Consider the following 25,019-nt stretch of genomic DNA (forward strand, 5'->3'; position numbering starts at 1 on the left):
GACCCCAGTGTGGCATCTCAGTGGTGCTTCTCAAGATTCTTCCGAGTCTTCTTGCATTCATTCAAATGAATGAATTACCGTGGGCCGGTACCCGTGCTTCGAAAGGTGTTCTCATGGAATCGGTTCCGACATTGTCATGGTCTGAGCGAGATCGTCGGTGGGAGCTGGCGCGCGAGCTGATGCGCCAGACGGGGGTGGAAGCGCTGATTGTGTACGGCGACCGCGAGGCCGGAGCTCCCGCGGCATTCAACGTCGACGGCTACTTCACCAATGACCGGCTGGGATCGATCGTGCTGTTTGTGCGCGACGAGGCGCCGATTGTGTTGACGTTCGCGTCGATGATGGTTGCCGACCACTTGCAAGCCCGGCTGCGCGGTGACATGCAGTGGATAGAGCCCCACCAGATATTCGTGGGGAAGACTGGCTTGCATCTGGCGGAAGCCCTGAAACGTCACGGTATTTCGTCGGGGCCGGTGGGTGTGCTCGGGCTTGAACCGTATCCGCCATTCTACTTTGACGGCGCGATCCCGTTTCGGACTCTGCACGCGGTGACCGAGGCACTGCCCGACATCAGTCTCGTGCCCGTCTACCGCCAATTCTTTGAGCTCGCGTCGGTGCGCAGCGAGGAGGAACTCCGGCTGGTTCGCCACGCCGCCGGCATCGGCGAGCGGATGTGTGAGGCGATGCGGGCCGAAGCCAGGCCGGGTGCGACCGAGGCCGACCTGGTGGCAGCGGCGGTATCGACATGCCTGCGTGACGGTGGATACACCGCCGAGGTGCTGATCGGCTCCGGTTCCGAACACATCGGATGGGGACCGGCGGCCTGGAACTACCGCGCGCAGCAGCCGCGCATCTTGGAGCATGGTGATGTTGTGCTGGCCGAGGTATTTTCGCTCTTCGGTCTCTTTGAGACTCAGCATCAACCGATGATTGCCATCGGGGAGCCGCATCCGGAGTTCATCCGTGCGGCGGCGGTGGCGCGGGCGAGCTACGAGGCGGGTGTCAGTGCTCTCCGGGTGGGCAATACCTTTGGTGATGTGGTCGATGCCATGGAAGCACCGTTGCTTGAGGCGAAGGGGTGGCATGTACATCCGTTGATTCACAGCATCAATCCATATGGACCCATCGGCTTTGGCAGCGCGCCGGGAATCGAGGTGTTCGCCGATGCGGCGGGTTACGGTGATTGCGGTCGCCTGCCGACGGTGGGGCGGGATATCGAGTTGAGGGAAACGATGTCGTTCGCATTCGAGCCCAACTGCGGATTCGGTAGGCGCCTGGCCAATCTCGGCGGAACTGCCCTGGTGGGTACCGACGGCGGCCAGGAATTGAACAGTAACTCGACTCGTATGATGTGGGCCGATGACATCGGCTGACGCAACCCGGGAACGCCTCATCGCCGCCGGCCTCACGCTGTTCGCCGAGCATGGGCTCACCGGCGTTCGTACCCGGACCCTCGCGCAGCGAGCAGAAGTCAATCAGTCGGCGATTCCTTACCATTTCGGCGGCAAGGAAGGCGTTTATGCCGCAGTGATAGATCATCTGGTGTCCGAGCTCGGCGGTGCGACAGGCTTGCCCGGCGACGCGCAGATCGCGGAAGTGATGGAACGGTTCACCCGCGCCATTTTGGGGGGCGCGCAGGCCCGTGCCAGAATTCTGCTGATCGCGCGCGAACAACTCAATCCGACAACACATTACGACCGTTTGTTCACCGGGTTCGTGGAGCCAACGCACCGGAGAATTTGCGCGCTGGTGGCCGACGCCTCCGGAGCCGGTGCCGACGACCAGATCACGGTCATCAAGGCGCATGCCGTGATCGGCCAGGCTCTGGGATTCGCGGTGGCCCAGACGACTTACCTGCGGCGGGTGGGGCGCGTGCGCTTGTCGCCGCAAGAGATCGACGTCATCGCGCGGGTGGTCGGCGAGATGAGCGGGAAGGCACTGCGATAGCGCTCGCCCGGCACTAGGCGCGGTCCGGGCTCAGCGCCAAGAATGCCCCCAGCTCTACCAAGCCGTGGGGTGTGGCCGGCAGGTATTCGGTCAGCGCGGGGGAGCGCACGATCACCGCTTGGTACTTGGCCCGGCTGATCGCGACGTTCAACCGGTTGCGATTGAGCAGGAACGACATTCCCCGCGGCACGTCATCCACGGCCGAGGCCGTCATCGATACGAACACCACGGGTGCCTGACGACCCTGAAACTTGTCCACGGTGCCCACCAGCACCTCGCCCAATCCGGCGGCGGCGAGTGTGGCGCGCAGCGTCAAGACCTGGGCGTTGTACGGTGCCACCACCAGGACATCGGATTGCTCCAGCGGGCGGGTACCGGACTCGTCGGTCCAGTCCGAACCGAGCAGCGTGGCTATCTCGGCGGAGATGGCCTCGGCCTCCTGCGGACTGCTTGTGGCATTTCCTTCGTGATCAACCCACAGTGTTCGAACCCCGGGGGCGTGTCCGGTCAAGGTGCGCTCCGGGGCCGCGGACTCAAGCTCTCCGTCGTACGACAGTCGCGAAACATGTTGGCACAGGGCGGGGTGCATCCGGTACGAGCGCTCCAGGAAGTATCCGCGGCTGGCCGGCAGCGCGCCGTGCCCTTCGACGAGCCAGCCCAGCGCCGAGGTGTCGACGGGTTCGGGATGCACACCTTGCGATACCTGCGGTAGCTGCTGCGGATCACCCAGCAACAACAGGTTCTGTGCCCCGCGCGCTACCGCCAGGGTGTTCGCCAAACTGAACTGCCCCGCCTCGTCGATGACCAATAGGCGCAGCGCGCCGTCGCCCACTCGTCCGGTGTTTGCGAAATCCCAAGCAGTGCCGCCGATCACGGCGCCATCATTGGCATGTGCGGCGATGAACCCGGCGTAGTCGCTGTCGCGAATCTGAGTCCATGCGGCATCGCCGCTGTATGGCGATACCTTCTTGGCGACGCGTTCCGCCGGAACACCCGCCGAGACCACCTGGTCGAGGAGATGTTCCACCACGGCATGGGACTGCGCCACCACACCGACAAGCCAGCCATCTCGCATCACCAGATCGGCGATGACCCGCGCCGCGGTGAAGGTCTTGCCCGTTCCCGGCGGACCATGCACGGCAAGGTAGGACGAATCCAGGTTACGTAGGGCGGAAGTGATAGCTCCGGCGTACCCGCCCTCGCCGACCGGAGGTAGCGCGCCGCCCCCACGGGGGTCGCGGCGCAACAGAATATCCACGGACGCGGTGTGCGGCATGTCGGGCAGTCCATGGGCGACCCCCACCGCCACGTCCTCGATGGCAGCCTCCAGCGCCTTGGTCATCACCGGCGGCCCGGGCGCCAGCGCCATGGGCATTTCCGCGAAGATCTCGCCGTTCTTCGGGGTGAGTTCCTGGATCGTCACATCGACGGGTACGCCGCCGGATTCGGTGATCTCCACAACGCTGGCAGAACCCGATGCCCGGCGGTCGGGATCTCCGTCGCCGAGCCCCGACGGCGCCGGCGGTTCGTAGAGCGCGTACACACTGTCGTCCAGAACGCCGCCGGCGAGATCCCCGCTGACCCTCACATGCCGCCGGAGCTTGCGCTGTCCACCCGATTTATGCCAGTCCTGGACCAGCTGGGCGTCCTCCACGATGAAAACTCCGGCGGTATCTGCCCATTCGTCGACGGGATTGTTCAGGCGGTCGAAGTGGCTCCACCAGAAGGGTTTTCTTTCCCGGCTGTGGTACCCGCGCGCCGCCGACACCATGGCTGCCGCGGTGTGATCCGCGGTCCGGTCGGCAGGGGTGCTGTCCCCGGCGAAATCGGCAAGTGCCCGGCCCACCTCGTCGGGCTCCGGCTGGTGTTGCTCGACGGCGGGCGCCGATGACGACAGATGGGTGATGCCGTGTTCGAAGGCGCGCACCAGCAGCCAATCCCGGAGCTTGCGTGTCGAGGCGCAGTCGTAGCGGTTGTACTCGGCGATGGAGTCCAGCACTTCCTGCGCCGCGGGGTCGCCGCTATCTCGCAGCGCGCAATAGCGGGCGTACTCGTTGATCGAGTCGACCGCGGTGGTGACCTCCCCGGAACGCTTTCCCGATTCGATGAACAGCGGCTCCAATGCCTTGAGTCCATACCCGCTGGAGCCGGAGCGAATACTCTTGCGCACCACGGGATAGAGGTCGACCAATACGTTGTCGCGCAACAGGTCGTCGATCTGTTCCTCGCCGACGCCGTACCGGCCGGCCAGCCGCAACAGCGCCGTCTTCTCATAGGCCGCGTAGTGATAGACGTGCATCCCCGGATGGCGTCGGCGGCGCTTGGCCACCAGATCGAGAAAGGAGATCAGAGCTTTACGCTCGGTGCGGCGATCGTGGGCCCAGATCGGCCGGAACTTCTCATTACCTGAGCGGTCGTATTCGAGGACACCGAAGAGGTACTCGAGCCCCCAGTGCATACCGTCTTCGGTCCACAGTGGATCGCCCTCGAAGTCGAAGAAGATGTCGCCGGGGTTGGGGGCGGGCAGGGTGCCCAGTGGAATCGGATCGGCCACCTCGAATTGTGGCGTGCCGCTGTCTCGTTGACGAATCTGGAACGTGGCCTGCGCCACCAGTTGGTGCAGGTTGCGCGCCGAGAGATCTGTGACAGGGTCGGTGCGGTCCGCAAGCTGTGCGACGGTGCTGATGCCGGCTTGCAGCAGTGCCGCGCGCTGACTGACCCGCATGCCCGCTACCAGCAGCAGATCATCGGTGCGCTCGACCTCGGGTTCACACACCGGACAACGGAAACAGGCCCGCACCCGGTCATCTGACCATTGCACCGGCGCCCCGCCCGCCAGATGTCGATCGAGTAAGTCCTGCAATTGCTTTCGCCGTTGCCGGTACACACCCACCATGTCCGCCGCCGGGTAGTCGAGCGCGGAACGGTCGCCCAGGATCAGCCGCACGTCCGGGGATACCGGCACACCCATGGCCGCGAGGTTGTCGGCGTAGGCAGCCAGCTGCAACAGTGCCGTCACCTTGGCGCTGCGGGCCAGCTTGGTGTCGCACACCCGGTACCGTTCGCCCTCGCGCACGGCGAAGTCGGCGAAACCGAGGAACCGGCCGTCGAACATCGCGGCCTGATACACCGCCGGACGCCCCTGCTCGAAGGCGTCGGTGGTGGCCGCCGCGACCGCGCGCAGCCCGTCGAGTGTGAAGGTGGGCGGAAAAGGGATGCTGGCCACGTCGGCGCCGAAACGTGCCTGCAGCCCAGAAAGGAAATGGGCCTCGTGCGCATCACCCAGGGTCGCGGTGCGTGCCAGCAGTTCATCGTCGCGCGGGGGCGGCGCTGCCCAGCCGAGCTTGGCATCGAACGTCCGCAGCAGGGCGTACTCGCAGCGCGCGGCGGAGGCTAGATCCGAAGCGCTGTAGACCACCCGATCGTCGAGCACGAACACCCGATCACTGTAGGTGCTGGCACCGACGCCGAGCCGTCACTGGCCGGCCTGTTGCACCTTTTCCACGCCAGTTCCGTTCCAGCGGAACGACACCACGCTCTCCAGTCCGGGAATGCCGTTGGAGAAGTTGAGTACCACGGTGTCCAGCGTGCTCGCCGACAGGTCGATGGCGTTGTAGCCGTAGGTGTCGGGCACACCATGGGAGATCACGCCGCCCACATGAAAGAACACCGCGCGAGTGGGGGGTTGGGGCTCGTGCGTATCCGCCGCGACGATGATCGCCGACAGCGGGGCGCACTTGTTGTAGTTACCCGCCACGGGCACCGGATTCCACTTGGCCGGATTGTTGGGGGCCGGCGGCAGTTGTGCGATGGCCGACGCGACGGCCGGATCCTTCAAGTTGACGGCGCAGTCGTCCTTGGTGGACGGCAGCTTGGGCTTGACTGCCGCGCTCGGCTGCCCGGGGGACGGTGGTGCCGGTGACGCCGCGGCGATGGTGTTGGTCGGGGTCTTCGACACGGTGCTGTCGCCACCGGTGCATGCCGAACCCAGCACCGACAGCGCGGCCAGCAGAGTCGTCAGCACCGGCGGTGTCGTTCTCAGAACCATCCCTCGCACGGCCCCGGACACTACCGACATTTGACGAAGATGCCGCGGAGGCGGGAGTTGAGCCCAGTTACGCCTAGACTTCATAACGCCATGACCTCTACAGATATCCCCACGCCCGACACCGGCGATTCGAGTGCACCCCGCGCGGACGACACCGTCACCTTCGCGGACCTGCAGATTGCCCCCGAGGTGCTGCGTGCGGTATCCGATGTGGGGTACGAGACTCCTTCCGCGATCCAGGCCGCCACCATTCCGCCGCTGTTGGCGGGTTCCGACGTGGTTGGCCTGGCGCAGACCGGAACCGGAAAGACCGCGGCGTTCGCGATCCCGATCCTGTCGAAAATCGACCTGACCTCGAAGGACACCCAGGCGCTGGTGCTGGCACCCACCCGGGAGCTGGCATTACAGGTTGCCGAGGCCTTCGGCCGGTACGGCGCCCATATGCCCAGGCTCAACGTGCTGCCGATCTACGGCGGGCAGTCCTATGTGGTCCAGTTGTCGGGGCTCAAGCGGGGCGCTCAAGTGGTGGTCGGCACACCCGGACGTGTCATCGACCACTTGGAGCGCGGCACCCTCGATCTGTCACACCTGGACTACCTGGTGCTCGACGAGGCCGACGAGATGCTCACCATGGGGTTCGCCGAGGATGTCGAACGCATCCTGGCCGACACCCCCGAGTACAAGCAGGTAGCCCTGTTCTCGGCGACCATGCCCACCACCATCCGGCGGCTCACCAAGAAGTATCTGCACGATCCGGTCGAGATCAAGGTCGAGGCGAAGACCTCGACCGCCGAGAACATCAGGCAGCGCTTCATCCAGGTGGCCGGACCGCGCAAGATGGACGCGCTGACCCGGATCCTCGAGGTCGAGACCTTCGAGGCGATGATCGTTTTCGTCAGGACCAAGCAGGCCACCGAGGAGGTGGCGGAGAAGCTCAAGGCCCGCGGGTTCGCGGCGGCGGCCATCAACGGCGATATCAACCAGTCGCAGCGCGAGCGCACCATCAACGCGCTCAAGGCGGGCACTATCGACATCCTGGTGGCCACGGATGTGGCGGCGCGCGGCCTGGATGTCGAGCGCATCTCGCACGTGCTCAACTACGACATCCCGCACGACACCGAGTCGTATGTACACCGCATCGGCCGTACCGGTCGCGCGGGCCGCTCGGGTACGGCCGTATTGTTCGTCTCTCCGCGTGAGCGGCATCTGCTCAAGTCCATTGAAAAGGCCACCGGCGCCAAGCTCGCCGAGGAGCCGTTGCCCTCGGTCGAGGATGTCAACGCCCAGCGGGTGACCAAGTTCCGTGATGCCATCACGGCAGCGCTCGCGGCGCCGGAGGTCGAACTCTTCCGCCGTCTCGTCGAGGACTATGAACGCGACAACAATGTGCCGGTGGCCGATATCGCCGCGGCACTGGCGGTGTTGTCGCGCGACGGCGAGCAGTTCTTGCTGCAACCCGATCCGCCGCGTGAACCGCGCCAAGAGCGTGGCGAGCGCCCGGAGCGCGGACCGCGTGGGGAGCGTCCCCGTACCCCTGGGCTGGCGACCTATCGCATCGCGGTGGGGAAGCGGCACAAGGTGATGCCCGGTGCCATCGTGGGCGCCATCGCGAACGAAGGCGGATTGCACCGCAGCGACTTCGGGCACATCACCATTCGTCCCGACCACTCGTTGGTGGAGCTGCCCGCCAAGCTGTCGCCCAAAACGCTGAAGGCGCTGGAGAGCACCAGGATCTCGGGGGTGCTCATCGACCTGCGCCCCGCGGGCCAGCCGGACGGGGCACGCCCCGACCGTAAGTATCAGGAGCGCAAGCGCCCCGACCACAAACATACGGACCACAAACGTTCGGAGGCGAAGCGTCCCAAGCGGTCCCCGAAGAAACCATGACGGCAGTCTCTGCAGCAGAAAGTGCACCCGTAGTCCACGCCCCCGGGCGCGTCGCCGCGCTCACCGGTGTCCGTGCCGTCGCCGCCACTCTGGTGGTGGCCACCCATGCGGCCTACAGCACCGGAAACTATGTGGTGGACGGGGTTTCTCCCTGGAAGGCCTATCTGCATCTGCTGCAGTCCCGTCTGGAGATCGGGGTGCCGATCTTCTTCGTCCTCTCCGGGTTCCTGCTGTTCTTGCCCTGGGTGCGTGCCGCCGCCGAGAGCACCACCCCACCGTCGGTACGACGCTATGCCTGGCACCGTTTCCGGCGGATCATGCCGGCCTACTGGATTCTGGTGGCCATCGCGTACATCTGGTACCACATCCGTGACCAGTATCCGAACCCCGGACACACCTGGCTTGGCTTGCTCCGGAATCTCACACTGACGCAGATCTACACCTCCAACTATGGATATCGCTACATCCACCAAGGCATGACGCAGATCTGGAGTCTGGCAGTGGAAGCGGCCTTCTATGTGGCGCTGCCGTTCCTGGCCTGGCTGCTGGTCAAGAAACTCTGCGGCGGGCAATGGCATCCGGTACGGCTGTTGGTCGGACTGGGTGGCCTCGCCGCGGTGACTCCGCTGTGGATGACGTTGGTGTACACCAACAGTGCCTTCCCGGATGGGGCGAAGCTGTGGCTGCCCGCCTACCTGTCGTGGTTCGTGGGCGGCATGATCCTGTCGGTGCTGGCCGTCATGGGCGTGCGCTGCTACGCACTGGTCACGGTGCCGTTGGCCCTCATCTGCTACCTCATCGTGTCCACGCGCATCGCGGGCGACCCCACCACCTCGCCGTGGGCACTACCGCAGGCGCTGACCAAGTCGATCTTCTATGTGGTGATCGCCACGCTCCTGGTTGCCCCGGCGGCGCTGGGTGACACCGGTTGGTACGTCAGGTTTTTGTCGACGCGGCCCATGGTGTGGCTGGGTGAGATCTCCTACGAGCTGTTCCTCATCCACATGATCTTGATGGAGATCGTGATGGTGGACCTACTGCACTACCACGTCTACACAGGGTCCGTGGTGATCGTCTTTCTGGTGACGATGCTGGTCAGCGTGCCTGCTTCATGGCTGATTCATCGGACTGTCGAGGTGCTGCTGGCCTGGGGCTCACATCTGCGGAGATCGCCGGCGCAACAAACGCGGTGATCAGCGCGCGTTCGTCTGCTTCGCTACCCTCCGGGTAGGCAAGCAGCGAAACAATAACCCGGACATACCATTTCGCTTTAGTATGGGTTCCGGCGTCGGCTTCCGCGTTGTTGATGAATGAGGCGACCATGGCGTTGATGACATCGGAGTGCAAGCCGAGCGAGCCGCCGAAGTACTCGCCCGGACGGAACCAGGCGGAAAGCGTTGGATCCTCCCGCACCAATCGCAGGGCGGTGACCATCGCTTCAGTCAGAAGCTCGGTGGAGTCTTCGATACCGGCGACATGTTCGGTCACGCGCCGAGTGATCACACCGGCGGCCCGGTGCACGTACGCGATGTGTAAAGCTTCGCGATTCTCGAAGTAACGGTAGAGGGTGGCGCGGGAACAGCCCGCGGCCCGGGCGATTTCGTTCATGCCGACCGCGGCGACGCCATCACGCACGAACAACTCGGCGGCCGCGTCGAGAATCTTCTCCGCGGCCACCGCGGTCCGGGTGTCGCCCAGCCAGCTCATCTGAGTCCGTGCTCGTTGCGCAGGTGCCTCATCGATCCATCATCGCACGTGGATGGGTACCGTCAGGGGCCTTCGCACGTATGAACCGTCAGCCCAGGTAACGCCGTCCAAGTCGACTTCGAAATCTGGTATGCGGGTGAGTAGTTCCTCTAAGGCAATCCGTGATTGCATGCGTGCGGCGGCCGCCCCCAGGCAGTGGTGGTTGCCATGACTGAAGGTGAGAATATTGCGCGGCTTTCGAAGCACGTCCAATTGGCCTGCATCATCGCCGTATTCACGTTCGTCGCGATTGGCGCTGCCGTAGAGCAACAGCGTGCGCCGGCCGGCGGCAATGGCGGTGTCGCCTACGGTCACGTCGCGGGTGACAGTGCGCGCCAGGCCCTGAACAGGGGACGTCAGGCGCAGAAACTCCTCCACGGCACCCGGAATGAGCGAGGGGTCGTCGATGAGCTGCTGCCGCTGCGCGGGGTTCTGATGCAGCAGTTGTATTGCGCCGCCCAGCATTCCGGTGGTCGTATCGTTGCCGCCGGTCACCATGGTGAAGGCGAAGCCCAGGATCTGCAGCGTCCCGCTGATATCGCCGTCGGCTCCGACGCCCGCGGCCACCAGGTGTGACACGGTGTCGTCGCCGGGTTCCGCACGACGGCGCTCGATCAGGCCGGTGAAGTACATCATCAATTCGCCGATGGTCTGCGCCACCTCACCTTGCATGGCCTCGATATCGATGGCACCACCGGATGCCGCCGCGACGATGCCGTCGGTCCAGGCGTCGAATTGTGCCCGGTCCTCCTCCGGCACCCCGAGGTAGTGCGCGACGACCATCGAGGGCAGCGGTTTGAAAAGTTCGACGACGATATCGCCTGTGCCGCGCTCCTTCAGTCGCTCCAGACGCTGCACGACGAACTCGCGAACCTTGGGCTCGACGGCGGTGACTTGGCGTGGCGTGAATCCGCGGGAGACCAGCTTGCGGAACTCGGTATGTGTGGGTGGGTCCTGCATGACCATGGGCGGGTTGTCGCCCATGCCGGTTTTCTCCAGGTCGCCGTACATGACGGTGAGGCCCCGCGCGGAGGAGAACGTCTCCCAATCGCGAGCGGCCTCGTAGACATCGGCGTGCCGGGTGAGTACGTAATAGTCCTCGTCGGGCGCATTTTCCGGAACCACATGGTGCACCGGATCCCGGTCGCGCAGGACGGAGTACATGGGCCAGGGATTGGTCCAGTTGTCGGCGGCGCCGGGGATGTAGCGCGGGACGACAGTGTGAGACACATCAAGCGACATGTCTTATGTGTAAGGCATGTCAATTGTTGTGTCAATATCCAGTGTGATCAGATCAGCGTGCCGGGGTTGAGGATGCCGTCGGGATCGAGCGCCCGCTTGATGCGGCGGTTGACCTCAAGCACCTCAGGGCCGACCTGATCACCCAGCCACGGCTTCTTGAGCCGCCCGACGCCGTGCTCGCCGGTGATGGTGCCGCCCAGCGAGATCGCGAGGTCCATGATTTCGCCGAAGGCAAGGTGAGCGCGTTGCGCTTCATCGGCATCGTTGGGGTCGTGCACGATGAGCGGGTGGGTATTGCCATCGCCGGCATGCGCGATCACCGAGATCAGCAACCGATGTTGAGTGGCAATGGCTTCCACGCCTTCCACCAGGTCGGCGAGTTTGGGCAGTGGGACGCCGACATCTTCGAGCAGGAGCGACCCCTTTGCCTCCACCGCGGGGATCGCGTACCGCCGGGCCGCGACGAATGCCTCGCCTTCCTCGGCGTCGTCCGTGCAAAAGACCTCGGCGGCATGATGATCGGTGAAAATGCGGGCCATGAGCGCGGCGTCTTCCGCCGCGGTCGTACCGCGTTCATCGGAGCGGGCCACCAGCATGGCACCGGCCTCACGGTGTAACCCCATCTTCAACTTGTCCTCGACGGCGTTGATGGCCACCGAGTCCATGAACTCCAGCATCGATGGCCGGATCTGCGCGGTGATCGCCAGCACCGCATCGGTGGCGTCGTGTACCGACGAGAAGGTCGCCACCACAGTGCACGGACTCGGCTGTGCGGGCAGCAGCCGCAGAGTGACTTCGGTGATCACCCCAAGCGTCCCCTCGCTGCCCACGAACAGCTTGGTAAGACTGAGCCCGGCAACGTCTTTCAGGCGCGGTCCACCTAATCTGAGGATCGTGCCGTCGGCCAGCACTACATGCATGCCCAGGACGTAGTCGGTGGTTACCCCGTATTTGACGCAACACAAGCCGCCGGCGTTCGTCGCGATATTGCCTCCGATACTGCAGATTTCGAAGGAAGACGGGTCGGGTGGGTACCACAGGCCATGTTCGGCGGCGGCGGCCTTCACCTCGGAGTTCAGCGCGCCCGGCTGGGTAATCGCGACCCTCGTGGCCGTGTCGATCGTGATCGTCCGCATCCGTTCGGTGGACAACACGACGGCACCGTCCTGAGCTGTCGAGCCCCCGGATAGCCCGGTGCCCGCACCGCGGGGAATCACCGGGATACGGTGTCCGCTGGCCCATCTGAGAGTGGTGGAAACCTCTTCGGTATTGCGGGGGCGCACCACGGCCAGGGGCGTGCCCGCATCGGGGTCGAAGGCGCGGTCTTGTCGATAGGACGCGGTGATGTCGGGGTCGGTGATGACCGCACCCTCGCCCAGGATTGTGGTGAGCTCGTGAAGAGCCGGCTGGCTCATATCATTCGCGCGGTCGCGCCGGCGTCGATCGGCAGCACCGTACCGGTGATATGTGCGCTGGCCTCGTCGACCAGGAACAGTACGGCACGGGTGACCTCCTCGGGCTTGAGGAAGGGTGCGTATTGCAGATGCAGTGAGGCGAAGACGGATTCGACGTCCTTGAGCGTCGGCTTCTCCAGATCCGGGCGCATCGTGCCGAACACGAAGTCGTTGTGGGTCATCGGGGTTTCGATATTGCCCGGTGCGACGGCATTGACGGTGATGCCATAGCCGACGAGGTCGTGGGCCGCGCATTTGGTCAGACCGATGACGCCCCACTTCGACGAGACGTAGGAGGCCTGGGCGAAATTCGCGCTGTGCCCGAGCATCGACGACACGGTCACGATGCGGCCGTAGTTTCGTTTGATCATCCCGGGTGCGACGGCGGCGATGGTGTTGAAGGTCCCGGTCAGGTTGGTGCCGATGACCTCGTCCCACTGGGCGGATTCGACGTCGGGTAGCAGTGCGATGGTGCTGATCCCGGCGTTGGTGATGGCGATATCGACACCGCCCAGGGTGTCCTCGGCTTCGGCGACAAACGATTCCAGCGCGGCCCGGTCCTTCACGTCGACCTTGGCCGAAAGACACCGGCGTCCGGTCTTTTCTACCAATGCGACAGTCTCGGCGAGGTCGTCCTCGGTTGCCAGCGGATAGCCCACGACATCGCTGTTCTCGCAGCGATCGCAGATCGCGATATCGGCGCCCGCCTCGGCCAGCGCCAGGGCGTGTGAACGGCCCATACCGCGCGCGCCGCCGGTGATCAGTGCAGTTTTTCCCTCGAAGTCAGCCACGGAGCCGACCCTACCGAGTTGGCTCCGTATCGGGCTGCGGTTCGCTTCGGTCCAACTCACGTAAGACGGGCATCTGGGTGCTCGCGATGGCGATGAGAAGCATCGGCGCACCGAGGACCACCAAGGTCGTGGCGACACCGAACGAGTCGGCGATGGGACCAGCGAGCATGAAGCCGAGCGGTCCGGCGCAGTAAGCGGTGGACGTCATCACTCCGACCACGCGGCCGCGGAGATGCTCCGGGGACCGGGTTTGCATCACGAAGTTCGCGATCGGCGCGACGGGCCCATAGATAAAGCCGAGGCAGGCGGCCAGCACCAGCAGCACGGTGATCGGCGGCAGTAGCGACATGCCCAATGTGGTTGTGCCGGCAGTGAAGGTGGCACACAGCATGATCGTGCGCCGCTGGAAATGACGCACCATGGTGGCGTACCCGAGCGCCCCGAGCAACCCGCCCACCGAGATCGCCATGAGCATCCAGCCGAGTTGTTGCGGCGCGCCCGTGTCGCTGAAGTGCTTGGGTAGCAACACGCTTTCGATGGGTAGGTACAGCGCGGTGATCGCCATGTCGATCAGGGCGATGGTGCGCAGGATCTTCACGTTCCAGAAGAATTTCAGGCCTTCGAGTACACCGCTGAACATGCCCGTCGGCCGGGTCTCGTGTGCGGGCTTTCCGGCCCCTTCGACCTTGAGCAAGGCGATGGCGATGATCGACACGACGAAGCTTGCGGCCGTCACCCACATGGTGTTCACGCCGCCGATTGACGCGATGAGCAGGCCGCCCAGCCCGGGACCCACGATATAGGCGACATTGAAGGTCGCCTCGTACATGCTGTTCATCTTGTCCAGGGACCAGCCGGCGGTTTTGGCTGCGGCCGGCAGCATGGACTCGCGTGCGGTGATGCCCGCCGGGTCGAACAGGGCACCCAGCGCGGCCAGCGCGGCCAGTAGCGGCACATTGAGGCCGGTGGTCATGGCGAGGATCGGGATGGCGGAGACCGATACGAAAGACAGGGCGTCGGAGAAGATCGACATCACACGCCGCCCGAAGAAGTCGACGGCAGTTCCCGAAATGAGCGTCGAGAAGACCAGCGGCAAGGTACCCGCGGCTGCCACGATGGCGGCATCGGCCGCGGATCCATTGCGCTGCAATACGAGCCAGGGCAACGCCACGATGGACACGCCATTGCCGATGGCCGCGATGACGGATGCGAAGAGCAGCAGAAGAACCGGCCCGCGATTCACCTGATTGATTATCGGCGAATCCGCCGTCGGAGTGGACATGTCGCAGGAAACCTAACAGCGGCCGAGGGGGCCGGTCGAGCGATTTTTTCTCGGCTAGCCGGCTTGCACCGCGCCGCGGATGATGCGGGCGGTCCCTTCCAGGTCGGAATCGCGACGAATCATGAATCCCTTTGCGAAGGCCAGCTTGTCGCCGGTGCGACGGGGTACTACATGCAGATGCGCGTGCATGACCGTCTGGAATGCCACCCGACCATCGTTGAGTGCCAGGTTGGTGCCGTCGCTGCGTAGCTCCGAGACGCGCATGGCATTGGCGATGCGCTGACCCACCGTCATGAGTGCGGCGGCGTCATCGGGCTTCAGATCTGTCAGGTCCTGCGCATGGGCCTTGGGAATGACCAGAGTGTGTCCGCGGGTGATAGGGCGGATGTCGAGAAAGGCGAGCGTCGTCTCGTCCTCGTACACGCGGAACGATGGTGACTCGCCGGCGACGATGGCGCAGAAGACACAGGACATGAGCACACCGTAGCGGTTGGGGGCTGGGTGGCCGCCGAATCCAATGTCTGTATCTGACAATAATTTGGCATTGCAGACAAGCCGTGCGGCATCCAAGCTGAGTTCATGGGTACGCGTCTTCCTCACCTGGTCGTCATCGTGGTCTTTCCTGGCATTGATGCCGTCGATGTGGCGGGGCCGGCAGAGGTGTTCGCGATGGCAAACCTGGTGCTGCCGGAGGGCGCCGCGCGCTATCAGGTGCGTGTTGCCGCCGCCCAGCGTGACTCGGTCTCGACCTCGGCCGGAATTCGTCTCGGCGTCGATCAGCCGCTTGACCAGGTGGGGCGGCCGGACACGATCGTGATCACCGGACGGGTAGACGTTGGTACGGACGGGTTGCCTGTCGCGATGGTCGACGACGAGGTGCGGGATTGGCTGCGCGTCAACGGCCAGGAAGCGGGACGTGTTGCCGCGGTGTGCGCCGGCGCCCACATTGCCGCGGCGGCGGGGCTGCTTGACGGGCATCGGGCGACGACGCACTGGGGAACGGCCGCACAACTGGCGGCCGAGCACCCGATGGTGGAGGTCGACGCCGATCCCATCTTCGTACAGTCCGGCCGGATGTGGACTAGCGCGGGCATCACGGCATCGATGGACCTGGCACTGGCTCTCGTCGGGCATGACCATGGCGACGAAATTGCCCTCAGGGTTGCGCAATTGATGGTGATGTATGTGCAAAGGCCAGGCGGGCAGAGCCAGTTCAGCGTGGCATTGTCCGTTCCGGCCGGTACCCGGCCGGATATCGCCGAGCTGCGGCGCTGGATCGGTGACCACCTCACCGAGGATCTGTCCGTTGCGGCGCTAGCCCGTCGGCTGTCTGTGACGCCGCGCCATTTGGCACGGGTCTTCCACGCTGATCTTGGCGTGACCCCGGGATTGTTTGTCGAGAACATGCGTGTCGAGCATGCTCGGCGGCTGCTGGAGCGTACCGATATGAACACAGAACGCATCGCGGTCGAGAGCGGATTGGGATCGGTAGAGACGTTGCACCGGGTGTTTCGTGCCCGCGTCGGCGCTACGCCCCGGGAGTATCGGCGACGCTTCGCGGCATCGCCTCACTAGCAGTGTTCCGGCCCGGGTGCTTGGGCGGCGAAATCTTCACTATTGCCAATTCATATGAAAGGCGTTGCCATGCAACAAATATTCGTTGAGCTGTACAACTACCGGCCTGAATGGTCAGGGTTGAGCATTGCCGAACGGGAGGCGTTCGTGGGGGCTCTCGCCGGTGCGCTCGGCAGATTTCGCGACCAGGGAGTCGAGATTGTGGCATACGGAGTCAATGACCTCGATACCGATCACCGTGCGCCGTATGACTTCTTCTGTGTCTACCGGGTCCCCGACGCGCGACTGCAGCGTGTGTTCGAAGCACAGATCGCCGGTTCGGGGTGGTATCGGTACTTCGACCAGGTCAACATCAGCGGCGCGGCCCTCTCCCCGGCAGGCGCGCTGATGAAGAACGTCATGTTGCAACCAGCTGTGCGGCAAGGGGAGTCGATTGCCGCGGCGCAGGCGTACCAGAAGCAATCTGCGATCGTGTTGGGCCACACGATGAGCTACATCGACGTTGGCCATGGGCGGCCAGTTGTGTTTCTTCATGGCGATATCATGTCGTCCTTCTTGTGGCACAACGTTATTCCGTATGTGAGTGCAGGGTTTCGGACCATCGCTGTCGATCTCATCGGAGCCGGGGACTCCAGCAAGATTCCCGACAGCGGAGAAGGCACCTATTCCTTCGGCCTGCACGCCAGGTACCTCGGCGCATTGCTCGACACGCTTGATCTAGGCGATGAGGTGATCTTGGTGGGACACGATTGGGGAGCGAACCTCGCGTTCGACTGGGCAATCAAGAATGAGGGTCGCGTGCGGGGGATCGCATTCACGGAAGCCTTGTTGCCGCCGTTCGACTGGTCGGATTGGCCGTTGCTGGTGCGCGAACCGTTCAGATATATGCGCAGCGCGGAAGGCGGGCGGGATGTGTTGGATAACAACTACTTTCTTCATACCGCGCGCGATAACCTCATGCGCGTCCTCGAACCTGCGGAGTGGGCGGAGATTGAGCGCCCCTATGCCCAACCCGGCGAAGATCGCCGTCCGACCTTGGATTGGCCGCGCTCTGTGCCCTTTGGTGACGACGACACCCCCCTCCGTGCGGTGCTGGAACACCAAGCTGCCTGGCTGGCGAATTCCGCTGTGCCGAAGTTGCATCTCGCCGGTGTGCCCGGTGGCATTGAAGCCGTGGGAGGCCGGCGCCGTGACACCATTGCCGCCTTCCCGAATCTCACGGTCGGCGAGGTCGCGGGATTGCATTGGACGCCGCTCGACGACCCGCATGTCATGGGCGAGGCATTGGCCGCCTGGCTAGCCGTCGTCTGACGCTAGCGAGGTCGATCGGCTCTCAAATCCCTTGAGCTGCTGTGATTCCCTCTGCCACGTCAGGTGGTGGGACTTGTCGGTGGTATTGGGGTGTTGGAGGCGACGGTTGATGCCTTCTGTGACCCGTCACGCATCTGCAGTTGAGCTGTGTGACACCTCACTCTCGAGCGCAATTTCCCGGTGCTTGGCCTGCTCTCGGGCGACTTCGGCGCAATAATCACATTGCGGCAGTGACGTATTCGGGTCGTGGGCGCGGTGCACCGCACCGCGCTTGCGGTCGTGAGCTGCCGCGCAACCTGTAGTTGACAGACTTCGTCTACCGGTTGCGAAGGCTATCGGCCGGTCTTATGGTTTGTGGTATCAGGTTCACGGCGAGAAATCGCCAAGTGCCAACGTTGTCACCTGATCGAAGTTCGAATCTATCGCCCACTGGCAGAGCCATTTTCGGCTCGCCCGGAGCGAACCAGACGGCAAAGATGAAAGGCACTGTGATACCCATGAGCAATCTGCTTAGCTACGACCAGGTTCACACCATTGTGCGTGAGGAATTGGCCGAGGTGCTCGGCATCGAGACCGAAGAAGTCACGACGGCGCCGATGGCTGACCAGGGCGTAGAGTCGCTCGACATCGTCGAACTCCGGCGCAATCTGGAGTCGAAGTTCCGCGTTACCTTCCCGCGCAGCAATGTTCTCAGCGCTCTCGCCGATGAGCTTGGCGGTAAGGACCGCGTGTATGACGCGGAAGGCCGGATCACCAAACTGGCTGAAGATGCGTTGTATCAATCGGCGTTCGGCTACACGGCCGAGGACTTCCAGGCCGGTGCTTGGCCGCACGAGGTTTCGGGGTCGACAACGACCGCCCATTGGGCGGCCATCGCGTATCGCCTCCTCAACCCTTCGGCTGGTCCGGTCACCGGCGATGAACTTCTGGTCGCCGATGTGCGGGAAACGCTTACTCAGGCCAACTCGGCTGTCGCATAGCGTCTTCAGCTAAAGCATCCGCACAGATGGAGCTACAGAAACGGTCACCTGATGACGACGATGTAGTCATCACAGGGATTGGACTTGTCGCGGGTACGGTTACCGATCCCGAGGAGCTATTTTGGCAGTTGAATGACGGTGTCTCCTTCATTCGGCAACACCAAGAGCATCGCGATGCCGAGTTGCCGGCGTCGGCTTCAGGGCATGTCGATGAGGAAACCGTGCGCAAGCTGGCCAGCGCCTTGCCGGAGCAGGCGGCCCGGGTTGGTCCGGCTGGCGTGCTCGGATGGCATGCGGCGGTGGAGGCTTGGAAGCGCAGTGGTCTGCCTAACCTTGCGGGCAGCGACCGGGTCGGTGTGTTCTCCGCTTGCAACAAGCTGGCCTTCGCGCCGGACACGCTCGCGGATCTGTCCCGGCTCTATGACCGGCAGGCCGGCACGTTCGATCTCGACGCCTACCTGGACCATCTTGAGGCCGTATCGGATCTTCCGGATGAAATTCTGCGGTTTCTTCCGGATACGATGACCGCCTCTCTGGCCGAGTATTTCGGCTTGGGTGGGCCGCTGGTGACTCATGCGGAGGCATGTGCCGCGGGCGGTGTGGCGATCGGCAGCGGCTACCGGCACATTCGCTCAGGCGAATTGGATGTGGCGCTGGTCGGCGGCGCCGAGCGACTGACTACCTACAGCATCGTCACGGCTTTCGCCGCGCTCGGCGCGCTCGCTCCCACCGGCGACAAACCAAGCGCCGAGATAAGCAGGCCATTCGACAAGGGGCGCAACGGTTTCGTCATCGCGGACGGCGCCGCGTTCCTTGTGCTGGAACGACGCTCGCATGCCGAGGCGCGTGGTGCACAGGCGCTGGCAAGGGTCGCCGGGTACACGGGTACCGCTGAAGCGGTACGGATAACCTCAAGTGAGCGGGACGGTGCGACATACGCGGAATGTATGCGTGCCGCGATCGCTGATGCCGGTCTGAGTCCGTCAGACATACATCATGTGAACGCGCACGGGACGGGCACGCAAGCCAACGACGAGTGCGAAGCCGCAGCCCTGCACTTGGTGTTCGGTGCCGACGCGGCCTCAATTCCGTTGACCAGCACCAAGTCCTCGCTCGGTCATGGTTTTGCGGCAAGCGGCGCCATCGAAGCCGTGGTGTCGGCGATGAGCTTGCGTGAACAGGTTATTCCGCCCACGCTGAATTTCAGTGAACCGGATGATGTCACGAAAGGGCTCGACGTAGTCACCAAGGCCCGGCACCACGAATTCGACACCGTACTCTCCAACTCCTTCGGCTTTGGCGGCATGAACTGCACACTGATCCTGGCAAAGGAAGCGTGACACTCGATGAATCAACGCTTGGCGGTAGGACTGTGTAATCCAGGCTTGTATTCCGCAACCGGGCTTGGCGTGGAGACCGTATGGGAAGCACTGCGAGTAGGAAAAAAGAGCACTGTTCCAAACGAATTCATGTTCGGATCATGGTCCGAGCTTCCTGAAGTCTTCGCAGTTCCCGATCCAGATGCGTCGACGCTTGGCATCCACCGAAAAGCACTGCGCACGACGGTGAAACAAACTCGCTTGGCGATGTATGGGGCCCAACTGGCGCTGAAGGGCATCTCAGATGTTGGCCGCCCTGAGTGGGGCGCCTATCTCGGACTGCCCATGGTTCTCAGTCCTCTACTGCCGCAGATTGATACGCCTGACCTTGGCGAGGTGGCGCAAGATCCCGAAAAGATCGCAGAGCTGTATCTTCGAGATATTCCACCGTTCTTCGCGCTGACAGATTCGAACAACACGGTGGCCGGCCATATCGCAATCCTGTTTGGGTTGACCGGTCCTACATCGGTGTATTCGCCCTTCTCCGACGCAGGCATGCAGGCGCTGATCGAAGGCGCACTCGCAGTTGCCGAAGGCGACTGTGAGAGCGCGTTGGTCGGCGCGGTAAGCCCGTCGATATCCCCTTGGTTGGCACTGCAATACGACGATCTGGACTGGAACGGAGCGATCCCCGGCGAAGCGGCGGCATTCTTCAGTGTCGGACAGTCCAGCGATGTTGTACTCACGGGCTACAGCCGTGGGTTCGCTACCAGCCAGAATCGCCCCGAGGTACTCGCCGACACACTGCGAAATGCGTTGCGCGTGGCCGAAATATCGGTTGAGGACGTGGGCTGGATCCTGGCCGATAGCCCATGGACGGACGAGGTGGCCCACGCGCAGCATGCCGCGATCAGCAGCGTGTTCAACGACCAGGCACCGGTGTTCTCCGCGGAGCAGGCTATCGGAGTAACCGGGCCTGCTCAGCCCCTGGTGCACGTGTTGTTGGCCCGGCATGGATTGCTGCGCGGGCTACGGCTGCTCCCGGTGAACGGAAACGGCGACGATGCCGTGGCCGAAGAATCACTGTCAAACAATCAGGCGGTTGTGGTGCTCAGTTGCGGTGTCCAAGGACAGGTTTGCGCTGTCGTAGTGGAAAAGGTGGCGCGATGAGCGATGTGAACCAGCCCAGACACGGCAATCGTGTACTGGTGACGGGCCTTGGCGTGGTCTGTGGCCTTGGCATGAATTGGCAGTCCATGTGGGACGGATTGGTAAACGGGCGCTCGGCAATACAGGCATGGTCGCCGCCGGATGTTCCGAACTTTCCTGTCGGCTACGCGGCACCGGTAGACGATCAAGCGTTCACCGCGTTGTTTCCCGATTTCGGTGCGCCGATGGAGAAGCGCACCCGGTTCGGCCTCGCGGCCGCGCAGCAAGCACTGGAGGACGCCGGTGTGACGAACGCCGCGGCACTGGGCCGCGTCGGTGTTTCGATCGCCTCGGAAATGCCAGAACGTGAATCGGGAGAGTTGTTGAGTGCGTATGTCGATGGGGTCGTGGACTGGAAACGCGTACACGAACAGCAGATCGGCCTTGACCGGTCCCACGCGCCGTTGGCCACTGGCGATGCCTTGGCGACCGAAATCGCTAAGCGCTCCGGCCTAGCTGGTCCCACGCTGAACCTCAATACGGCGTGCGCCGGAGCGACACACGCACTCGGGCACGGCTTCCGGATGATCCGGCGCGGGGAAACGGACGCGGTGATCGCCGGGGGAGCGGTTAGCCCACTGAATCTGCCGATAATGACGAGTCTGTACCTGCTCGGCGCCCCATCAACATCAAAACTTTACGGCGACCGACTATGTCGGGCGTTTGACCGTGACCGCAGCGGGATGGTCACCGCAGAGGGGGCGGCAATGGTGCTCTTGGAGAGCGAGTCGTCGGCGCTGGCGCGTGGTGCGCACGTGTACGGCGAGGTGGCGGGATTTGGCAGCTCGCTGGACGCATATCAGGTGACCGCACCGCACCCGCAAGGAGGCGGGTCGGTTTTGGCGATGCGGCGTGCCCTTGCCGACGCTGGAGTCGCCCCGTCCGAGGTGGGTTATGTCAGTGCGCACGGTACATCCACCCCGCTGAGCGACGCGGCAGAGACAGCGGCGATCAAGGAAGTGTTCCGCACCGGTGAGCATTACCGCTCACTCATGGTCAGCTCTATCAAGACGATGCTGGGTCACATGCTCGCCGCGGCGGGCGCCCAACAGCTGATATCGACGGTGCTGTCGTTGCGCGACGGAATCATTCCGCCGACCCTGAACTTGGAGAACCCCGACCCGGCCTGTGACCTTGACTATGTGCCTGGCCAGGCCCGCAAGGCCGATATCGAGGTGGCAATCAACAACTCGCTCGGGTTCGGTGGGCTCAACGCTGCTCTGGTGGTACGCCGTTATGACAACTGAACATTCAGATCAATCAATAGTCGTGACCGGAACCGGCGTGGTGCTGCCGACGGGTCGTCACATCACGCCCTTGTGGGACGCTTGGACTGACGGGAAACCGGCTATCTCGCCGTACCTCGATCCGCTGGTCTCCACGCGCCGGATCACGCATTTCGGCCATGTACCGGCTGAGGTCGTGGAACAAAGCCGTGAAGCAGTGCCACACAGGCAGCGCAAATACGGCACCCCATACACCTTCAACGCGGTGTTGGCAGCTCAAGATGCGATCGCTGAGGCTGGACCTGGCTGGGCGACCATCGATGACCATCGACGCGGACTATTTGTCGCACAAGACAATTCCACTACACCCAGCATCGGAACTTTCGCTCGAGGACTGACACAACTGGGTGAGGGCCGCGAAATCGATTTCGGCGCACTGACAAACGAGCTACTCATGAACGGAGGGCTTGATCCGTTCACCATCATTCATGCCCTTAACAACAACACGCTCGCGTTGGTAAGCATCGTCCATGAGCTACGCGGGGATTGCGCAGCGCTGGTCCAGGGCGAATCCGCGGCGGTCACCGCACTGCAACGTGCCAAGTTCAGTCTGCGTAACGGGCATTGCGATATCGCGCTGGTAGTGGGTGCGGGCAGCTACAACGAACCACTCACGCTGGCCGGGCATTATCGCCTGGGCCATCTCAGCAAAGACGCTGGCGGCGATGGCCAGCTGCGGAGTTTCGATAGTGCGCAGGACGGAACGGTCCTGAGCGAGGGCGCGGTAGCGCTGGTGTTGGAACGCTCGCGAGACGCGACTGCGCGCGGTGCCACACCGCTGGTCCAATTGTCTGACACGGTTGTCGTTTCGGGCAGCCGCGGCGACGGACCCGCACGCATCGCCCACCGTTACGGTGACATGCTGCACCAGAACGGGATTGGGGCAGAGCAACTCGGCGCGGTGCTGGCCGACGGCAAGGCGGCCCCCGGCTACGACCTCGCCGAGATCGAACTGCTCACCACCTTGTTCAAGGGCAGTGGCATACCCGTATCGACCGTTCGGCCGATAACCGGCACACCAGGTGCGGCCGGCCCGCTGGTCGATCTGGCACTCGCTGGGCGAATCTTCAGCGAAAATACTCTGCCGGCAATCGCCCATCTCGGGGATCCACTGTCTGATCAGCTGGAGTTCGTACAGGGCGGACCCCGAAAGCAGCGGATCGACTCAGTTCTGGGTACCTATACCAACTTCAACGGAATCTCCAGTGCGGTACTGGCCAAACGTCCAGACGCAGCGGGCGCGGCCTGAACATCAGGACCACTTGAGCATCACAAACCAGGGAGAAACGTGTCTTTGAGCGGCAGAGAGTTTGAAGGTCAGGTTGCGCTTGTCACCGGGGCCTCACGCGGAATCGGACGTTCCATCGCATTGGCGCTTGCCGAACATGGGGCGGATATCGCGTTGCACTACGGAAACTCGAAACCGGCAGCAGAAGAGGTCGCCGAAAAAATATCTGCATTGGGTAGACGGGTCCTCCTCTGTCAGGGCGACATAGCCGATCCGGCAGTGCCCGAGCTACTAGCGGATACCGTGCACGCCGAATTCGGTCGGATCGATGTCCTCGTGAACAACGCGGGCACCCACGGAGCCGGACTGCTCCTTGACATCGCCCCGGACTATCTCGAGGAGACGGTGGCCACCAACCTCCTTGGCCCCATCCGGATGACGAGAGCTGTCGTCGCACACATGCTGGGCCAGCGATACGGACGAATCATCAACATTTCCTCCGTGGCCGCCGACAAGCCCGATAGTGGCCAATCTACTTATGCCGCAACGAAAGGCGGCTTGGAGTCGTTTACCAAAGCCATAGCCGTCGAGTTCGCGTCGCGAAACATCATCTCGAACGCGGTGGCGCCAGGCGTCATCTACACCGACATGGCAGAGATCACGCGTACTCATGTTCCCGCCACCTTCGAACGCTTGAAGGCCCAGATACTGGCCAAAGACTTCGCGAAGCCGGAAATAGTCGCCGATGCTGTCCTATACCTCGCGAGCCGCCAGAACACTTACATCACGGGCGAGGTGCTACATATCGACGGCGGGTACAAGATGAAATAGCGCTCAAAGGCGAAGAGCGCGAACACAACAGAATTTCTCAAACAGCGTCCGCCGGGTTTCATCACCGACGGACGCCTCGACAGATTAAGGAGGACAGGTGCGCAGGACCGATGAGTTGTTGCCTGGCAATCCTTGGCTGCGCAGGCTCCGCGACGGGAACGGTGCGACACGGGTGATCTGTTTCCCCCATGCAGGCGGTTCCGCCAGTTACTTCAGGCGATTGGCAAAGATGCTGCCCGCCGACACCGAAGTACTCGCCGTGCAATATCCGGGACGGGGAAATAGATTGCGCGAGCAGCCGATTGAGTCGGTGCCCCTGCTCGCCGAAGGCATCGCGTCGGCCCTGCCCGCTAGCGACAAGCAAGACGTGCTGTTCGGTCACAGCCTCGGTGGCCACATCGCGTTCGAGGTGGCGCGGAGGCTGCCCGTTCGCAAACTTGTGGTGTCCGGCATCGTGGCACCGTCCAAGGTGGTCGATCTCGGTTACCGGCTACTCAACGAAGCCGAAGGAATCGAAAGAATAGCGGCTTTGGGTGGCCTACCACCTGAAATTCTCAGCGACCCTTCGGCTCTCAGCGCTCTTCTACCGGTGCTACGTAGCGATTTCACCGCAGGCGAGACATACTCTCCACCGCCCGACGCGACCGTCGCGTGCGATATCAGCGCGCTCCTCGGTGACAACGACGCCTTGGCCCCATTGGAGCGGGTGAGTTCGTGGCGCGAGCACACACGTGGAAATTTCGATCTACGGGTATTTCGCAGCGGCGGGCACTTCTACTTGGAAGACCAAATCGACGAAGTGAGCGCCTATCTCATTCAGGTGTTCACCGTCAGCACTATCAGCTAGGCGACGAAGCCGAAGCTACCGCTAGCGAATTCCTGA

Annotated in this window: 21 protein-coding genes; 13 read left to right on the forward strand and 8 right to left on the reverse strand. The window is 63.3% G+C overall.

All coding sequences use genetic code 11. The features are described 5' to 3' along the window. Window positions 1–113 precede the first annotated feature (113 nt). Window positions 114–1,373: a M24 family metallopeptidase gene (locus ABG82_RS07460; protein WP_043077197.1), complete on the forward strand. Its 1,260-nt coding sequence runs from the start codon at window positions 114–116 to the stop codon at window positions 1,371–1,373. Continuing rightward, the gene (locus tag ABG82_RS07465; RefSeq protein WP_043077196.1) at window positions 1,360–1,947 is read left to right on the forward strand and encodes a CerR family C-terminal domain-containing protein; all 588 of its coding nucleotides are present in this window, start codon (window positions 1,360–1,362) and stop codon (window positions 1,945–1,947) included. Before ABG82_RS07460 ends, ABG82_RS07465 begins: the two co-directional genes overlap by 14 nt. 13 nt (window positions 1,948–1,960) lie before the next feature. On the opposite strand, the gene ABG82_RS07470 is transcribed toward ABG82_RS07465, so the two are convergent. Together ABG82_RS07470 and ABG82_RS07475 are read right to left on the reverse strand one after the other, a co-directional pair. After that, window positions 1,961–5,386 carry a TM0106 family RecB-like putative nuclease gene (locus ABG82_RS07470; RefSeq protein ID WP_043077195.1) on the reverse strand — a complete coding sequence of 1,142 codons (3,426 nt, stop codon included), beginning with the start codon at window positions 5,384–5,386 and terminating at the stop codon, window positions 1,961–1,963. Window positions 5,387–5,422: 36 nt separating this feature from the next. Next, complete coding sequence (locus ABG82_RS07475; protein ID WP_043077194.1) at window positions 5,423–5,995, reverse strand: LppP/LprE family lipoprotein; 573 nt, start codon at window positions 5,993–5,995, stop codon at window positions 5,423–5,425. Between the two features lie 90 nt (window positions 5,996–6,085). Here ABG82_RS07475 and ABG82_RS07480 point away from each other — a divergent pair, with 90 nt between their 5' ends. Continuing rightward, window positions 6,086–7,882: a DEAD/DEAH box helicase gene (locus tag ABG82_RS07480; RefSeq protein ID WP_043077193.1), complete on the forward strand. Its 1,797-nt coding sequence runs from the start codon at window positions 6,086–6,088 to the stop codon at window positions 7,880–7,882. Further along, complete coding sequence (locus ABG82_RS07485) at window positions 7,879–9,075, forward strand: acyltransferase family protein (protein ID WP_043077192.1); 1,197 nt, start codon at window positions 7,879–7,881, stop codon at window positions 9,073–9,075. The genes ABG82_RS07480 and ABG82_RS07485 overlap by 4 nt, the downstream gene beginning before the upstream one ends. Here the strand turns inward: ABG82_RS07485 and ABG82_RS07490 are convergent. From ABG82_RS07490 to ABG82_RS07515, 6 genes are read right to left on the reverse strand one after another with little or no spacing between them, the layout of a single operon-like run. After that, window positions 8,978–9,589, reverse strand: coding sequence for a TetR/AcrR family transcriptional regulator (locus ABG82_RS07490; protein WP_043077191.1), 612 nt, complete (start codon window positions 9,587–9,589; stop codon window positions 8,978–8,980). The genes ABG82_RS07485 and ABG82_RS07490 overlap by 98 nt on opposite strands. A 39-nt stretch (window positions 9,590–9,628) precedes the next feature. Next, window positions 9,629–10,870 (reverse strand): cytochrome P450, encoded by a 1,242-nt coding sequence (locus ABG82_RS07495; protein WP_043077190.1) that lies wholly within the window; start codon window positions 10,868–10,870, stop codon window positions 9,629–9,631. A 47-nt stretch (window positions 10,871–10,917) separates the two neighbouring features. Further along, window positions 10,918–12,285, reverse strand: a complete 1,368-nt coding sequence (locus ABG82_RS07500; protein ID WP_043077189.1) for an FAD-binding oxidoreductase — start codon at window positions 12,283–12,285, stop codon at window positions 10,918–10,920. Further along, window positions 12,282–13,115 (reverse strand): mycofactocin-coupled SDR family oxidoreductase, encoded by an 834-nt coding sequence (locus ABG82_RS07505; RefSeq protein WP_043077188.1) that lies wholly within the window; start codon window positions 13,113–13,115, stop codon window positions 12,282–12,284. Before ABG82_RS07505 ends, ABG82_RS07500 begins: the two co-directional genes overlap by 4 nt. Window positions 13,116–13,125: 10 nt before the next feature. Then, window positions 13,126–14,397, reverse strand: a complete 1,272-nt coding sequence (locus ABG82_RS07510) for an MFS transporter (protein WP_043077187.1) — start codon at window positions 14,395–14,397, stop codon at window positions 13,126–13,128. 54 nt (window positions 14,398–14,451) lie between these two features. Further along, the gene (locus ABG82_RS07515; RefSeq protein WP_043077186.1) at window positions 14,452–14,871 is read right to left on the reverse strand and encodes an HIT family protein; all 420 of its coding nucleotides are present in this window, start codon (window positions 14,869–14,871) and stop codon (window positions 14,452–14,454) included. Window positions 14,872–14,976: 105 nt separating this feature from the next. Between ABG82_RS07515 and ABG82_RS07520 the strand changes: the two genes are divergently transcribed. From ABG82_RS07520 to ABG82_RS07560, 9 genes are all read left to right on the forward strand, one after another. Beyond that, window positions 14,977–15,972 carry a GlxA family transcriptional regulator gene (locus ABG82_RS07520; protein ID WP_043077185.1) on the forward strand — a complete coding sequence of 332 codons (996 nt, stop codon included), beginning with the start codon at window positions 14,977–14,979 and terminating at the stop codon, window positions 15,970–15,972. A gap of 69 nt (window positions 15,973–16,041) precedes the next feature. Next, window positions 16,042–17,283 carry a haloalkane dehalogenase gene (locus tag ABG82_RS07525; protein WP_052510962.1) on the forward strand — a complete coding sequence of 414 codons (1,242 nt, stop codon included), beginning with the start codon at window positions 16,042–16,044 and terminating at the stop codon, window positions 17,281–17,283. A 476-nt stretch (window positions 17,284–17,759) separates the two neighbouring features. Then, window positions 17,760–18,263, forward strand: coding sequence for a phosphopantetheine-binding protein (locus tag ABG82_RS07530; RefSeq protein WP_043077184.1), 504 nt, complete (start codon window positions 17,760–17,762; stop codon window positions 18,261–18,263). A gap of 26 nt (window positions 18,264–18,289) precedes the next feature. Continuing rightward, complete coding sequence (locus tag ABG82_RS07535) at window positions 18,290–19,603, forward strand: beta-ketoacyl-[acyl-carrier-protein] synthase family protein (protein ID WP_043077183.1); 1,314 nt, start codon at window positions 18,290–18,292, stop codon at window positions 19,601–19,603. 6 nt (window positions 19,604–19,609) lie between these two features. After that, window positions 19,610–20,752 carry a beta-ketoacyl synthase N-terminal-like domain-containing protein gene (locus ABG82_RS07540; RefSeq protein WP_043077182.1) on the forward strand — a complete coding sequence of 381 codons (1,143 nt, stop codon included), beginning with the start codon at window positions 19,610–19,612 and terminating at the stop codon, window positions 20,750–20,752. Beyond that, the gene (locus tag ABG82_RS07545) at window positions 20,749–22,038 is read left to right on the forward strand and encodes a beta-ketoacyl-[acyl-carrier-protein] synthase family protein (RefSeq protein ID WP_043077181.1); all 1,290 of its coding nucleotides are present in this window, start codon (window positions 20,749–20,751) and stop codon (window positions 22,036–22,038) included. The genes ABG82_RS07540 and ABG82_RS07545 overlap by 4 nt, the downstream gene beginning before the upstream one ends. A 22-nt stretch (window positions 22,039–22,060) precedes the next feature. Next, window positions 22,061–23,326 (forward strand): beta-ketoacyl synthase N-terminal-like domain-containing protein, encoded by a 1,266-nt coding sequence (locus tag ABG82_RS07550; protein ID WP_043077180.1) that lies wholly within the window; start codon window positions 22,061–22,063, stop codon window positions 23,324–23,326. Between the two features lie 39 nt (window positions 23,327–23,365). Further along, window positions 23,366–24,136, forward strand: a complete 771-nt coding sequence (locus tag ABG82_RS07555) for an SDR family NAD(P)-dependent oxidoreductase (RefSeq protein WP_043077179.1) — start codon at window positions 23,366–23,368, stop codon at window positions 24,134–24,136. Window positions 24,137–24,233: 97 nt separating this feature from the next. After that, window positions 24,234–24,983, forward strand: a complete 750-nt coding sequence (locus tag ABG82_RS07560; protein WP_043077178.1) for a thioesterase II family protein — start codon at window positions 24,234–24,236, stop codon at window positions 24,981–24,983. The last annotated feature ends 36 nt before the right edge of the window (window positions 24,984–25,019 follow it).

Source organism: Mycobacteroides immunogenum, from assembly GCF_001605725.1.
GTDB classification, from domain to species: domain Bacteria; phylum Actinomycetota; class Actinomycetes; order Mycobacteriales; family Mycobacteriaceae; genus Mycobacterium; species Mycobacterium immunogenum.

Bases quoted from the DNA above. Each gene is read 5' to 3' on its own strand.
- ABG82_RS07460 (WP_043077197.1), top strand. From the start codon at position 114: ATGGAATCGGTTCCGACATTGTCATGGTCTGAGCGAGATCGTCGGTGG.
- ABG82_RS07465 (WP_043077196.1), top strand. From the start codon at position 1,360: ATGACATCGGCTGACGCAACCCGGGAACGCCTCATCGCCGCCGGCCTC.
- ABG82_RS07475 (WP_043077194.1), bottom strand. From the start codon at position 5,995: ATGGTTCTGAGAACGACACCGCCGGTGCTGACGACTCTGCTGGCCGCG.
- ABG82_RS07480 (WP_043077193.1), top strand. From the start codon at position 6,086: ATGACCTCTACAGATATCCCCACGCCCGACACCGGCGATTCGAGTGCA.
- ABG82_RS07485 (WP_043077192.1), top strand. From the start codon at position 7,879: ATGACGGCAGTCTCTGCAGCAGAAAGTGCACCCGTAGTCCACGCCCCC.
- ABG82_RS07490 (WP_043077191.1), bottom strand. From the start codon at position 9,589: ATGAGCTGGCTGGGCGACACCCGGACCGCGGTGGCCGCGGAGAAGATT.
- ABG82_RS07495 (WP_043077190.1), bottom strand. From the start codon at position 10,870: ATGTCGCTTGATGTGTCTCACACTGTCGTCCCGCGCTACATCCCCGGC.
- ABG82_RS07500 (WP_043077189.1), bottom strand. From the start codon at position 12,285: ATGAGCCAGCCGGCTCTTCACGAGCTCACCACAATCCTGGGCGAGGGT.
- ABG82_RS07510 (WP_043077187.1), bottom strand. From the start codon at position 14,397: ATGTCCACTCCGACGGCGGATTCGCCGATAATCAATCAGGTGAATCGC.
- ABG82_RS07515 (WP_043077186.1), bottom strand. From the start codon at position 14,871: ATGTCCTGTGTCTTCTGCGCCATCGTCGCCGGCGAGTCACCATCGTTC.
- ABG82_RS07520 (WP_043077185.1), top strand. From the start codon at position 14,977: ATGGGTACGCGTCTTCCTCACCTGGTCGTCATCGTGGTCTTTCCTGGC.
- ABG82_RS07525 (WP_052510962.1), top strand. From the start codon at position 16,042: ATGCAACAAATATTCGTTGAGCTGTACAACTACCGGCCTGAATGGTCA.
- ABG82_RS07530 (WP_043077184.1), top strand. From the start codon at position 17,760: ATGAAAGGCACTGTGATACCCATGAGCAATCTGCTTAGCTACGACCAG.
- ABG82_RS07535 (WP_043077183.1), top strand. From the start codon at position 18,290: ATGGAGCTACAGAAACGGTCACCTGATGACGACGATGTAGTCATCACA.
- ABG82_RS07540 (WP_043077182.1), top strand. From the start codon at position 19,610: ATGAATCAACGCTTGGCGGTAGGACTGTGTAATCCAGGCTTGTATTCC.
- ABG82_RS07545 (WP_043077181.1), top strand. From the start codon at position 20,749: ATGAGCGATGTGAACCAGCCCAGACACGGCAATCGTGTACTGGTGACG.